Origin of the sequence: Acinetobacter sp. AOR43_HL (genome assembly GCF_027854635.1) — a bacterium.
GTDB lineage: Bacteria > Pseudomonadota > Gammaproteobacteria > Pseudomonadales > Moraxellaceae > Acinetobacter > Acinetobacter pittii.
Window position 1 is genome coordinate 1 of the sequence record NZ_JAKTHX010000004.1, and the last position, 12,971, is coordinate 12,971.

A 12,971-nucleotide genomic window follows, 5' to 3' on the forward strand; every position below is an offset into this window, starting at 1 on the left:
CTGAATATCGTCGCCAATGGCGTAAATTACATATGGGTATAGATGCTAAAACCTTACAAATACGCGCTGTTCAGCTCACAACCAACAATGTGAGTGATTCACAGGTACTTGGTGATTTACTCGATCAGATTCCACAAGATGAGAGAGTTGACTCCGTCTATACCGATGGAGCTTATGATACCAAACAGTGCCGACAGGTCATTGCGGATCGGCAAGCACATGCAGTGATTCCACCAAGAAAAAATGCGAAGCCATGGAAAGATAAAAAGATGAGCTCGCTAGAACGCAATGAGTTGCTTCGAACAGTTAAACGTTTAGGAAGAACTATTTGGAAGAAATGGTCAGGCTATCATCGGCGAAGTTTGGTTGAAACCAAGATGCATTGCATCAAATTATTGGGGGATAAACTCAGTGCGAGAAATTTTCAAAGCCAAGTCAATGAGATTCATGCACGTATGGCAGTATTAAATAAATTTACGGACTTAGGCAGACCACATACCCGAGTTGTCACTTAAATTTGAGTAGATATGAGAAGTCTTAACTTTTAAATCTTTGTGCAACAAAGCCCCTTCAACACCATTTAATCCTTTAAAGCTTAGTAAACAAATTCGTGAGGAATGTGTCTGGCCACCAAAATCGGATGGTATATGGGGAGAAGATCAGCAAAGTTTTAGTTATTGTCTTGCCTTAGTATCAAGAATTCATGGAATAACAACCTCTAATACCTTTAAATTTGTTTTTCAATCCAAAGGCCTACCAACACTTGTAGAAAAAATCGATGATTTCTATGATTCAAATAAAAAAATCTTGAGAATAGACTTAAGTGATGTTGGATTTGAATTTAAAGCTAGGGAAATCGTTGCAAATGTGATTGGAAGACATCTTTTAGGTCTCGCAAGGGATCGGAAATTCTCAGATAAACCGATAGTTGTTTTTTTAGATGAAGCTCATAATTTTATCGGGAAAAGCATTGGTAACGAAGATTCGATTGCCAAATTAGATTCTTTTGAGTTAATTGCAAAGGAAGGACGAAAATTTGGTTTGAATATTTGCTTAGCAACTCAGAGACCAAGGGATATAACTGAAGGCGTATTAAGCCAATTAGGCACATTAATTGTTCATAGGCTTACTAATGATCGAGATAGAGAAATTATTGAACGTGCTTGTGGTGAAATTGATAAAGCAGCTTCAGATTTTTTACCTAGTTTACAACCAGGGGAAGCTGTACTTATTGGAAACGATTTTCCGATTCCATTAACGATTAATATTCATCAACCGTCAATAATACCAAATTCAGCAGGTGCAGACTTTCAAAATAAATGGATATGATTAATCTTTTTAGAGTGTTCAATTAAAGTGAGAATCATTGTCCAAGTTGGTATGCAGCTGTGTATATTCATCTAAGTAGGAATATGCACCTAAAATTAAGATTTAAGCGAGAATCTTAGGATCTCGCTTTTTATAAACTCAGTGGACCACATTTAATCGAAATTAGTGGACTACTCTTAATTGGAATTAGTGGACTACTATTAATGATATATACAGTGTAGGAACTTTTTCATTATTGCTAATCATATCAGCGACAACATCAGCAACGAGCTCCTCTATTCCTGAGAATGCTTTAGACTGATCCGCATCATGCTAAGACAATGATGGAAACTCAGCACATAACCTGTTTAAGATGGATTAAAAGGCGTTCAATTGAACGCCTTTATTAATGCCCTGATCATACAGGGCTTTTTATGATTATGATTGAAGAAACAAAACGAGCTTTGTATTACCAACCAATGTACTTAAGAAAGCTTAAATCAAAAAGAGGATATTTCTTATGCTTAAATCTAAAGTAATAAGTTGGCAGCCTTAATTTATCAGTTCTTCGGGTAAGTCATGCCGCCTTTGCTTTTTCCAATCAACTTAACAATTAGCTGACTAAAATAACTTAACGTTTTGCTAATTAAGAAATGAATTGATTGGATATGAAAATTTTATTGATGAATGACTCAAGTGTGACAACCGTTAGAAAAACACATGAGGCTTTAAAAGGTAGAAAACTCATTGCAAGCGGCATGTTTTCAGGTGTCTTTGAAAGCGGAAATCCCAATACCGTTCTTAAATTGACTGCCTGTCCAGCCACTTATTACATGCTTAACGACGAAGCAATTAAGATTGATGACATTCACTCACCTAAATTAATCAAAAACTATGGCCAAGTTGGTGAATACCTGGTTGGCAAGAATGTGAAAGAAACAAACCTCACAAAACCAAATAAAAAATTAGTTCCATTATTTCTGTTTGAAGTAGAGCGCCTTGAGAAGATTTCAAAAGGTCCTAATCGCAGCCTTGCCTTAAACCTTACATATGAATTGCGCCGCCGTCTTGCAGGGTTAGAGCATGGTATAAGTGTACGAGGCGCCACAGCTAAAATTCTCATCGAAATGGCAAATCAGCTTCCTCAACTGAAGGACGTTCCTACCCTCTTACCTTACTTCGAAAAACTAAATAATTTCGTAGGCAGTTACGGTGATGCGTTTTATGACATCCATGCGGCAAATCTAATGCAACGTAGTGATGGAACCATTGTCTTTTCAGATCCAGTTGGCTCAATTGATATTTACACTTCCGGGCATGGCGAATTTAAACCGATCGTTAGCCTTTCGGACGTGAAGTGGACCGACGTCAAAGACCGACACCGTAAAGAGTTCCAAGCGCTTATTAATAAAATCAAACCCAATCAGCAAGCATTGAATGCCTAATTTTGATTGCAATAATAAGTAAGCACTTATTTATAATTAATGGGTATTACGTTATGATTATTGCTGAAAGTATTTTTAGCCGTATTGGCAATCTGCGCAAAGTTATGTCAGACCCTCAAATCGCCTGCCTTCTATCAGGAACCAAAGGTGTTGAGAGTGAGCATTACAAAGACTTGATTATCAAAGTCGATGACATCGTAGCCAAATGCCCTGTTACCTATCAAACAGACGGCCAAGGCGACAACGCAATATGCCAAATGCATTACTTCAAGGGAGATAGCGACGTTTACATCGTTGAATTAGACGTTGCTGGTCCACCTCATACTCAAGCATATGGAGTAATCAGACTTAATGGCGGTTATCCGGAGCTTGGATATATCGATTTAGATGAATTGATCAAATATGGGTTTGAGCTTGATTTGTATTACGCCCAACAGACAGTTGGCGAAGTTATGAGAAAACTTACCTATGAGTAAACACGACGATACCGTAAATGAAGGAGAAAAATAATGGCGCGTTACTTTGACATGTTTAGCAAAGAGATTTCTAAGGAAGAATATGAAAAGTTACGTGCCCATTTTGAGGAAGTTTTTAGAAAGCATGCCGAAAACGAACCAGACACTTTGCCGCTAAACATGTTTTCGGTGCGCGAATTTCAAAATGAAAATCTATGTGTGCAATTAATATGGCTCGGTGAAATCAGCGATAAGATAGTCTCCAGCCACTACAAGTCACAATATCCTATCTTTAAAATTGCGATCTTGAATAAACGGAATGATGACCGATGGTATGAAGAACCTTTATCCAAGACGTACAACCGGCGGTCATCAGCCGATGCGGAATATGAAGATATCCTCTTGAAATACTCCAAATGTTATTACGATGAAGAAGGTAACTTTACCTATAGTGAGGACAATATTTCAAAATGTATTCATGAGCGAATTACGGTTGAGAACCTAGAAGAAGAACAACTACCTTCCATCACCTTCAAACCGAAAACCAACTTTGATTCAGTGTGGTAACACACTGAATCTTATTATTTTACTTTACCTACAACATCGCCATCATTTCGCTTCTTATCCACACGGCGCTCAATAAACTACATACAGCAGCAAGAAAACTGCAATAACTTCAACTAATAAAGGTATGTAAGTATGAACGCAAAAGCTACTAATCAAGTAAAAGATGATGAATTACTTATATCTAATCTTTTTGATCAACTTGATATTGATGAATCAGAACTCGACATGGCTTTAGAGCCAACAGCCGAATCTGCTGCTGTTCAAGATGAAAAGCTAGTCGATGAAGAGTTGCATGATGTTGAGTTATTGGACAACTTAAATAATGGCGCGTTTGACGATCTGATTAACGAGGAAGAACTTGATTTAAATCTTGAAGCAGAAGAAACAAAACAGCCAATTGTTCCAGAAAAGCAAAATAGCGCACCTCAGAAAGTGACAACAGAAAATAAAGCTGCAAAAGAGAAACCTAAATCTACACAGCAACGTGTGACACACTACAACTCCAAGAAGTCAGAAGTTCTCTTAGACCGTCTAGGCGGTAGTGCAGACATGATTCTTCTTGAAGCGAGTGATATTGATTTACCAAATGACAAGCTTAAAGAAAAACAAGAAAACCTGTTACGTATCCTGAACAACCAACCGACGGTAATTGGTACACGAGGTAATGTTGAGACAGTTCAAAAGAAAGTAGCTGAGAAGGTCATTATCTTGTTCACCTATTTCAAGAACGGTGGAAACTTAAATAAGGTCATGAGAATCGCATTTGAGACGATTATTACAGATGGTTATATTACAACTGGTAAAGGTGGCAATCTATATAACAACCTGTTGAATACACATTACTCAGAAGGTACAGCGCGAGCGCAGGCGGGACAGATGCTCCAAATGTTCCCCCTATTGAAAATTGCAACAAAAGAAGGAAATAAGCTAATTCCAAATGAGCAGTCGCTAATTTTAGCCAAGATGAAAGCTGATCTCTTTCCAAGTGAAAAGTAATAGAAAAAAGCGGTAAAAAGGGAGTGTCAAACTCCCTTTATTTTTGCCTATGTCAAAAACACTATTTTCCTGCTTCTAATTTGCGCGCTAATTACGTTAAAAAAATTTTTATAAAGAAACACTCACGCTGAAAATAAAATTAAATCTAGCGCTTTACAACGCAAAATAGCACTGCTTATATATAAGCGCTTACTTATAAATATTGTTATACTCTTTTAAAAATATAAAACAGTAGATAGAATCCATATTATTAGTTAGCGCTTACTATATATTTCCAGATAATTACATTTACTATTCACTCAACACTGGCTTTGTTGCACAAACCTAGCCTATAAGGTTTATTCAGTCCTATAATTTCAAAATGAATAAACCTACTCCTAAAACGAATTAGGTCGTCCTCATACCCAAGTTGTCACTTGAATTCTGTTCAAATGAGCAGAGTGTTATCTTTTAAATCTTTGTGCAACAAAGCCATTGGACATTAATTAATGCGTATATTGATGCTGAATATGACCAACTTTAACAAACCGCCTTTTTATTTATTTTGCTTATAAATATTTTTCTAAGCATCTGTAATTTTGATATGGGCCTTAATTTAAATTATGATACTTGAACCTGTTAATCTTTTAAAATCCAAATAAAACCTTGTATATCAATATTATTGATATGCATTTAGTGCGACAAATTTTGTCTTTCTATTTCCAATTTTGCTGAAAAAACTTTAATTTTCGGTAAACTAGTCATGTTTTATTCATTTCATCGGACATGCATAACAATGACCCAAGTACAACTGCAACAATTACAAAAACAACTTTGGAATATTGCCAATACTTTGCGCGGCACCATGGGCGCCGATGAATTCCGTGATTACATTCTGGGTTTTATTTTCTTTAAATATTTATCAGAAAAATCGGTTAATTTTGCTAATGAATTGCTGGATGGCGAAGAAGTCAGCTTTTTAGAATTAGATGAAAATAATGCTGAGCATGTGCCGTACATCGAAGAAATTAAAAAGAATGCCATTGCCGAAGTCGGTTATGCGCTCACACCCAAACAGCTATTCCATACCTTAGCCGAGCGTGGTCGTCAGGGCGAATTCATTCTGGATGATTTAACGGCAACCTTAAAATCAATTGAACAAAGCACGTTAGGCACCGACTCTGCCGATGACTTTGCCAACCTGTTTGAAGATTTGGATCTAAACTCGACCAAGCTTGGCAATAATGCCAGTGACCGTAATGCACTGGTGGCGAAAGTCCTGAGTCATTTAGATGATATTGATTTTGATATTAGTAATACCGAAGCCGATGTACTGGGTGATGCTTACGAGTACCTGATTGGTGAATTTGCCTCAGGCGCGGGCAAAAAAGCGGGGGAATTCTATACGCCGCAAACGGTATCGACCTTACTGGCGAAGATTGTCACCCAAGGCAAAGACCGTTTACGTTCAGTCTATGACCCGACTTGTGGTTCGGGTTCGTTATTGCTACGGGTAAAACGTGAAGTTAAAGATGTCGATATGATTTACGGTCAGGAGATGAACCGTACCACCTACAACTTGGCGCGCATGAACATGATTCTGCATGACGTGCATTTTGCCAAGTTCGACATCAAGCAGGAAAATACTTTGACCCGTCCGCAGCATTTAGATAAAAAGTTTGATGCGGTGGTGGCGAATCCGCCATTTTCTGCAAAATGGTCAGCCGATCCGTTATTTTTACAAGATGAACGCTTTGCTGCTTATGGCAAATTGGCGCCAAGTTCTAAAGCCGATATGGCTTTTGTACAGCACATGCTGTATCAACTGGATGACAATGGCACCATGGCGGTGGTGTTACCGCATGGCGTATTGTTCCGTGGTTCAAGTGAAGGCGTGATTCGTCAGTATTTGATTGAGCAGATGAACGTGGTGGATGCCATTATTGGTTTACCCGCCAATATATTCTATGGCACGTCTATTCCGACCTGTATTTTGGTGCTGAAGAAAAACCGTGAGAATAGCAGCAATATTCTGTTTATTGATGCCAGCAATGATTTTGAAAAGCAGAAGAACCAAAACAAGTTATTGCCTGAGCATTTGGATAAGATTGTTGCGGCATTTGAAAAGCGTGAAAATATTGAAAAGTATGCGCATGTCGCAACTTTACAAGAAGTGAAAGATAACGATTACAACCTGAATATTCCTCGTTATGTGGATACCTTTGAAGCGGAAGCCGAGATTGATTTAGATGCGATTGCAAAGCAGCTTCAAGCTTTGGAACACGACAGCCAAAAAACTGATGCCATCATTGCAGATTTCTGTAATGAGCTAGGCATTGTTTCACCATTTGCGGAGGTGAAGTAATGGCTGTGCCTAAGTTACGATTTAAAGAGTTTGATGCAGACTATACAAATACAACTTTTGAGAAACTGAAAGGGTTTTCTATTCAGTCAGGAAAATCGGAAGAGAAAGGCGATACTGGAGAATTCCCTTTTTATGGTTCAACAGGTGTGATTGGTTATAAAGATATTTTTGACTATGAAGGAAAATCAATTTTAATTGCACGTGTTGGTGCGAATGCAGGATCTTTATATCAAATAGATGGAAAATATTCTGTATCAGATAACACTCTGAGACTCACTGTATCAGATGATACGAGTTTAGATTATTTACGAGAACTACTGATAAAATTTAATCTGAATAGACTTGTATTTGGGACAGGACAACCCCTTGTAACTGGAGGAATGATAAAAAAAGTTAATATTTTTATCCCCGAATTTACAGAACAAACCAAAATAGCCTCTTTTCTATCGAACGTGGATGAAAAGATCAGCCAACTCACGCAAAAACATGAACTGCTGAGCCAATATAAACAAGGCATGATGCAGAAGTTGTTTAGTCAGCAGATTCGTTTTAAAGCGGATGATGGGAGTGAGTTTGGGGAGTGGAAGAAAGTTAAGTTTTCAGACAAATTTAAATTTCATCAAACAAACTCATATTCAAGAGCTTTATTATCCGAACAAGGTGAAATAATGAATATCCATTATGGAGATATTCATACTAAATTCTCTACCTTATTTGATATCAGTAAGGAGGTTGTGCCATTTCTAAGTAGTGAAGTGAATACAAATAAATTTGCCGAAGATCAGTTTTTGCAGGTAGGTGATTTAGTTATAGCTGATGCTTCAGAAGACTATAAAGATATTGGTAAAGCTTTAGAAATTATTCACTTAAACAATCAGAAAGTGGTTGCAGGATTACATACCTACATTGCTAGGCCAGTGCAGCCGTTTGCTTTAGGTTTTTGTGGTTATTTAATGCAAACTTTTGAAGTGCGTGAGCAAATTAAAAAATTAGCAACAGGTATTTCAGTTTTGGGTATATCCAAAACGAATATTGGGAAAGTAGAAATTAAAGTTCCTTGTCTAAAAGAACAAACCAAAATCGCTAATTTTCTATCTAGCATTGACCAAAAAATTGAAGTTGTAGTACAGCAAATTGAACAAGCCAAAACTTGGAAAAAAGGCTTGTTGCAGCAGATGTTTGTGTAGGGGGATATAGTGAATTTAGCAACATCACCTTTTGAACATTTCACACAACTTTTAGATTCTGCAAAAAAGTTTAAAGCGATACCGCGAGAAAAAACTTTTTTCGATACTGCGATTCGTAGCTATTACGAAAATCCCACCACTGAATTGCTTGAATTTTTCTTAAACCCTCAAGAATCCCATGAGTTGGGAGAGGTGTTCTGGAAAGGCTTTAGTGATGTTGTTGTAGGAATGAGCGCCCTAGAGAATTCTAGTCTAGGTCAAGTGGAAAATTTGGAGCGAGAATGCGTTACACATAACAGTAATCGTATCGACCTAATGATTGATACCGACACGTATCTCATTTTACTGGAAGCTAAAATTTATCATCATCAAAACAATCCATTTGATGACTATGTGAAATATGCTCAAACACGCTCAAAAGGCAAAGCTATCCTTGGCTTGATACTCAGCATCTCTGGTAAAAGTGAAGCCAAAAATTGGCACGGTATTTCCTACCAACAATTGGTGAATGCTGTCCGACCTTACCTTGCAGAACAAATGATGGCGAATCCCATGAATAAATGGAATTTGTTTGCACGTGAGTTTTTGCTGCATCTTGAAAGTTATTATCGTACACAGAAACTAGATATGAACCGTATCCAATTTATTTTTGATCATTATCAAGAAATACAAGAGTTACAAAAGTTGAAAACTAATACTATTCAAGAAGTTGTCGATAGTATCAGTCAGCTTCTTAATCAATCCATTGATGGTTATATCTCTAGAAACAAATATGAATCATGGGGAGGGATTCGTTTTTATAACGATGCGTGGAATAACCTGACAAATAACACTTTATACATTTATGAAAATCAAGGCGAGACAATCTTTGGGGTGAATACTTATATTTTGAATTTACCAGAAGAATTAGAGGAGCAAGCATTTTCTATTTTGAAATGCAACGATGATTCACGCTACCTCAACTGGAAAATTGAAAAATATAAAGGTGGTGCTGAACGCTGGTTATGTATCTATTGGCGTGCACCTGAAAATAATTTTGAAGCGATTCGAGATTTGATTGTGGAGAAAGCAAGTTTGTTAGATGTGATTGAAAAAACTTTAAGATAAATCAGTATATTGAATATAAAGCGAATAAGAATTTAGAGAGTAGAGGGTGAAATGACAGTACAAAGCGAATATCAACTTGAAAATGAACTGATTAGCCAGCTCAAGCAATTGGGTTATGCTGCGGTGACCATCAAGGACGAAAGCCAACTACTGTCTAACCTAAAAAACCAAGTCGAACGTGCCAATGGACTTGCGCCACTGTCAGAAACGGAATGGAAACAAATCATCAGTTTTTTAAACACGGGCACCGTGTTTGAACGCGCCAAGAATCTGCGTGATCTGTTCCCAGTCAAATTTGATGACGGGAGCAGCAAACACATCTTTTTTCTCTCGGATGACCCAAGCAAGAACATCTATCAGGTGACCAATCAAATCACCATCGATCACCGCGACTATAATGGCCGTACCAGCCGTTTTGATGTGACCTTACTGGTCAATGGTTTGCCTTTGGTACAGATCGAGCTGAAAAAACGCGGCATGGAAATTGCCGAAGCCTTTAATCAAACGCAACGCTATATTCGTGAAGCCTATTGGGCAGGGCAAGGGCTGTTTGGCTTTATCCAGTTGTTTGTGATTAGTAATGGTGCCAATACTCGTTATTACTCCAACGGCACCACAGGCATCGAGTTTGCCTTTCCATGGGCGGATGTCCATAACAAACACATCAATGAAATTGTCGACTTTGCCGAAGCTTTTTTCAATCAGCAGCATCTGACCCAAATGCTGACTCAGTACATGGTGCTGCTAGAAACCACCAAAAGCCTGATGGTGCTGCGTCCCTATCAGATTTATGCAGTACAGAAAATTGTGGAGCATGTGCAAAACTCCGATCAGAACGGCTATATTTGGCACACTACAGGTTCAGGCAAAACCCTGACCTCATTTAAAGCCAGTCAGATCATCATGCAAATGCCTAATGTGGAAAAAGTTCTGTTTGTGGTCGATCGTAACGACCTCGATACGCAAACCTCACGCGAATTTAATGCTTTTAAAGCCGACAGCGTCGACAGCACAGATAACACATCGACCTTGGTGAAACAGCTGGATCAACGTCATGACAAACTGATTGTGACCACCATTCAAAAACTCAATCGGGCCATCAGCACCGACCGTTATTTAGAATCGATTGATTATCTTAAAAATAAAAAAGTAGTCTTTATTTTTGATGAGTGTCACCGTAGCCAATTTGGTGAGACCCATCAGAACATCAAAAAATTCTTCAGCAATGCACAAATGTTTGGTTTTACCGGTACGCCTATTTTTGAAAAGAACAGCCAAAGCAAAGCAGGTTTAAAACTCACCACAGACTACCTGTTTAATGAGTGTTTGCATAAATACGTGATTGTCGATGCCATCCGTGACCGTAATGTCTTGCAGTTCCAGATTGATTATCGTGGCAAATACACCGCCAAAGGCATGGCGACGAATGAAAGTTATGAGGAAGATGTAGAAGGCATCGATACCAAAGAACTGTATGACAACCCACAACGCCTAGAAATGATTGCTCGCTACATTGTCAATATTCACGATACCAAAACCCGTAATCGTGAATTTACCGCAATGTTCTGTGTCAGTTCGGTCGAAACACTGACCCAATATTACGACCTCTTTGAAAAGGTGCAGGCTGAAAAGCAAATTGAAGATGAAGCACAAGGTCGGATATTTAAACCGTTGACCATTGCCACCATCTTTTCCTATGCGGCAAATGAGGCTGTACCGACTGATGACTTAACTGGCTTGATTCACGAAGAAGCCGCAGATATTCCAAGTCAGGTCAATTCATCCAGTCGGGATAAGCTAGATCGATACATTGCCAATTACAACCGACAGTTCAAAACTAACTACAATTCTGGTGATCAATTTTATGCGTACTACCGCGACATTGCACAGCGCGTAAAAAACAGACAGATTGATATTCTAATCGTGGTCAATATGTTCCTCACGGGCTTTGACTCTAAGCCGCTAAATACCTTGTATGTCGATAAAAACCTAAAATATCATGGCTTAATTCAGGCATTCTCTCGTACCAATCGTGTCTATAACGATAAAAAACCATTTGGCAATATCATCTGTTTCCGCAATCTGAAACGCGCCACAGATGAGGCGCTGGCACTATTTTCCAATAAAGAAACGACCCAGATCGTCCTTGTTCCAAGCTATGCGGAAATCGAACAGGATTACCAAGCGGCGGTGAGCAAACTGTTTGCCTTAACGCCCAATTACCAATCAGTCGATGATCTTGTTACTGAAGAACAGCAACTGGAATTTATTAAAGCTTTCCGTGAAGTGATGCGCTATAACGCGCAATTACAAACTTTTATTGAGTACGATCAAGACCAAACACAACTGGATAAGCAGCACTTCGCGAACTTCGCTTCTAAGTATGCTGACTTATGCCGTGCCGTTAGAAAGACCACCAAGAAAGAAAAAGTATCGGTGCTAGATGATGTCGATTTTCAACTGGATTTACTGCACAGTGACCGCATTAATGTTGGTTATATCATCAACCTCCTACAACTAGTCGTGGATACAGACTCAGAGGACAAGCGTCAGAAGTACCAAGCGCAAATTTACGATTTAATCAGTAGCGATATTAGTTTGCACGATAAGCAAGACCTCATTCAAAAATTCATTGAAGAAAACATACCGAAGATGATCAATGGACAGAGCGTTCAAGATGCCTTTGCACATTTTTGGGATATCGAAAAAGAACGGGCTTACCAGCAGCTTTGTGAACAGGAAAATCTAAAGCCTGAAGTGATGAAAGAAGTTCTTGAACACTATGAATATACGAACCGTTTTCCACGTAAAGAAGAATTGAAAGACTTGCCAAACTATAAAGTAAAACTTTTTGAACGGGATAATGTCTTCACTAACTTGCTGGTCAAGACACGGCAGTTGATTGAAAGATTTTATACTGGTTTTAATTAAATAATACACATTCAAAGTGTGACTTTATTTCCAGAGGGCTTTGTTGCACAAACCTATCTGTAAAGGCTTTTTCAGCGATATAATTTTCAAATGAAGAAGCCTACACACAAAATCTACCGCACAACCAACTGGTCTTCCTATAATCGCGCTCTCATTAATCGGGGCAACATTTCCATTTGGTTTGATCCAAACACTCAGTGGTATGCACAACCACAAAACAAGCAAGGTCGAAATCAAACTTACGCCGATACGGCTATTCAATGCTGTTTAATGATTAAATCCTTATTCCGTCTATCTTTACGTATAGTCACTGGCTTTGTGCAAAGTCTGATTAAACTTTGCGGATTAAATTGGACCGCACCAGATTACACCACGCTTTGTAGAAGACAAAAGCATATTGATATTGTAATCAACTACCAAAAAAGTAGCGATGGGCTGCATCTACTCATGGACTCTACAGGCATGAAGTTTCTAGGTGAGGGCGAATGGAAGCGCAAGAAACATGGACCTGAATATCGTCGCCAATGGCGTAAACTTCATATTGGTATAGATGCTAAAACCCTACAAATACGAGCAGTTCAGCTTACAACCAATAATGTCAGTGATTCACAGGTGCTTGGTGATTTACTTG

At 38.5% G+C, this 12,971-nt stretch carries 8 protein-coding genes and 4 pseudogenes; all 12 read left to right on the forward strand.

The annotated features are described in order from the left end of the window. Positions 1 to 515, forward strand: a pseudogene (locus tag MKL33_RS01910) (IS5-like element ISAba13 family transposase); the annotation flags it as partial. A 52-nt stretch (positions 516 to 567) separates the two neighbouring features. Next, positions 568 to 1,329 (forward strand): annotated as a pseudogene (locus MKL33_RS01915) (ATP-binding protein); the annotation flags it as partial. Between the two features lie 647 nt (positions 1,330 to 1,976). Then, complete coding sequence (locus MKL33_RS01920) at positions 1,977 to 2,753, forward strand: hypothetical protein (protein WP_000698343.1); 777 nt, start codon at positions 1,977 to 1,979, stop codon at positions 2,751 to 2,753. 53 nt (positions 2,754 to 2,806) lie between these two features. Beyond that, a complete protein-coding gene (locus tag MKL33_RS01925; protein WP_000582283.1) occupies positions 2,807 to 3,229 on the forward strand; it encodes a hypothetical protein in 423 nt (140 codons plus the stop codon). A 33-nt stretch (positions 3,230 to 3,262) separates the two neighbouring features. Further along, the gene (locus MKL33_RS01930; protein WP_005113776.1) at positions 3,263 to 3,775 is read left to right on the forward strand and encodes a hypothetical protein; all 513 of its coding nucleotides are present in this window, start codon (positions 3,263 to 3,265) and stop codon (positions 3,773 to 3,775) included. Between the two features lie 132 nt (positions 3,776 to 3,907). Further along, a complete protein-coding gene (locus MKL33_RS01935; protein ID WP_130120059.1) occupies positions 3,908 to 4,771 on the forward strand; it encodes a hypothetical protein in 864 nt (287 codons plus the stop codon). Between the two features lie 775 nt (positions 4,772 to 5,546). Beyond that, positions 5,547 to 7,115, forward strand: a complete 1,569-nt coding sequence (locus tag MKL33_RS01940; protein WP_130120061.1) for a type I restriction-modification system subunit M — start codon at positions 5,547 to 5,549, stop codon at positions 7,113 to 7,115. Then, positions 7,115 to 7,540 (forward strand): annotated as a pseudogene (locus tag MKL33_RS20660) (restriction endonuclease subunit S); the annotation flags it as partial. The gene MKL33_RS01940 and the pseudogene MKL33_RS20660, both read left to right, overlap by 1 nt. Continuing rightward, a pseudogene (locus MKL33_RS01945) lies at positions 7,529 to 8,302 on the forward strand (restriction endonuclease subunit S); the annotation flags it as partial. The pseudogenes MKL33_RS20660 and MKL33_RS01945, both read left to right, overlap by 12 nt. A 9-nt stretch (positions 8,303 to 8,311) precedes the next feature. Continuing rightward, on the forward strand, positions 8,312 to 9,409 hold the full coding sequence (locus MKL33_RS01950; protein ID WP_130120065.1) for a PD-(D/E)XK nuclease family protein: 1,098 nt from the start codon (positions 8,312 to 8,314) through the stop codon (positions 9,407 to 9,409). Between the two features lie 51 nt (positions 9,410 to 9,460). After that, a complete protein-coding gene (locus MKL33_RS01955) occupies positions 9,461 to 12,340 on the forward strand; it encodes a type I restriction endonuclease subunit R (RefSeq protein WP_130120067.1) in 2,880 nt (959 codons plus the stop codon). A 90-nt stretch (positions 12,341 to 12,430) separates the two neighbouring features. Next, the coding region (locus MKL33_RS01960) for an IS5 family transposase (RefSeq protein ID WP_130120077.1) at positions 12,431 to 12,971 on the forward strand (541 nt) is incomplete at its 3' end.

What these genes read in the sequence shown, in the direction of transcription:
- MKL33_RS01925 (WP_000582283.1), top strand. Translation starts at nt 2,807, where the DNA reads ATGATTATTGCTGAAAGTATTTTTAGCCGTATTGGCAATCTGCGCAAA.
- MKL33_RS01920 (WP_000698343.1), top strand. Translation starts at nt 1,977, where the DNA reads ATGAAAATTTTATTGATGAATGACTCAAGTGTGACAACCGTTAGAAAA.
- MKL33_RS01930 (WP_005113776.1), top strand. Translation starts at nt 3,263, where the DNA reads ATGGCGCGTTACTTTGACATGTTTAGCAAAGAGATTTCTAAGGAAGAA.
- MKL33_RS01940 (WP_130120061.1), top strand. Translation starts at nt 5,547, where the DNA reads ATGACCCAAGTACAACTGCAACAATTACAAAAACAACTTTGGAATATT.
- MKL33_RS01955 (WP_130120067.1), top strand. Translation starts at nt 9,461, where the DNA reads ATGACAGTACAAAGCGAATATCAACTTGAAAATGAACTGATTAGCCAG.
- MKL33_RS01935 (WP_130120059.1), top strand. Translation starts at nt 3,908, where the DNA reads ATGAACGCAAAAGCTACTAATCAAGTAAAAGATGATGAATTACTTATA.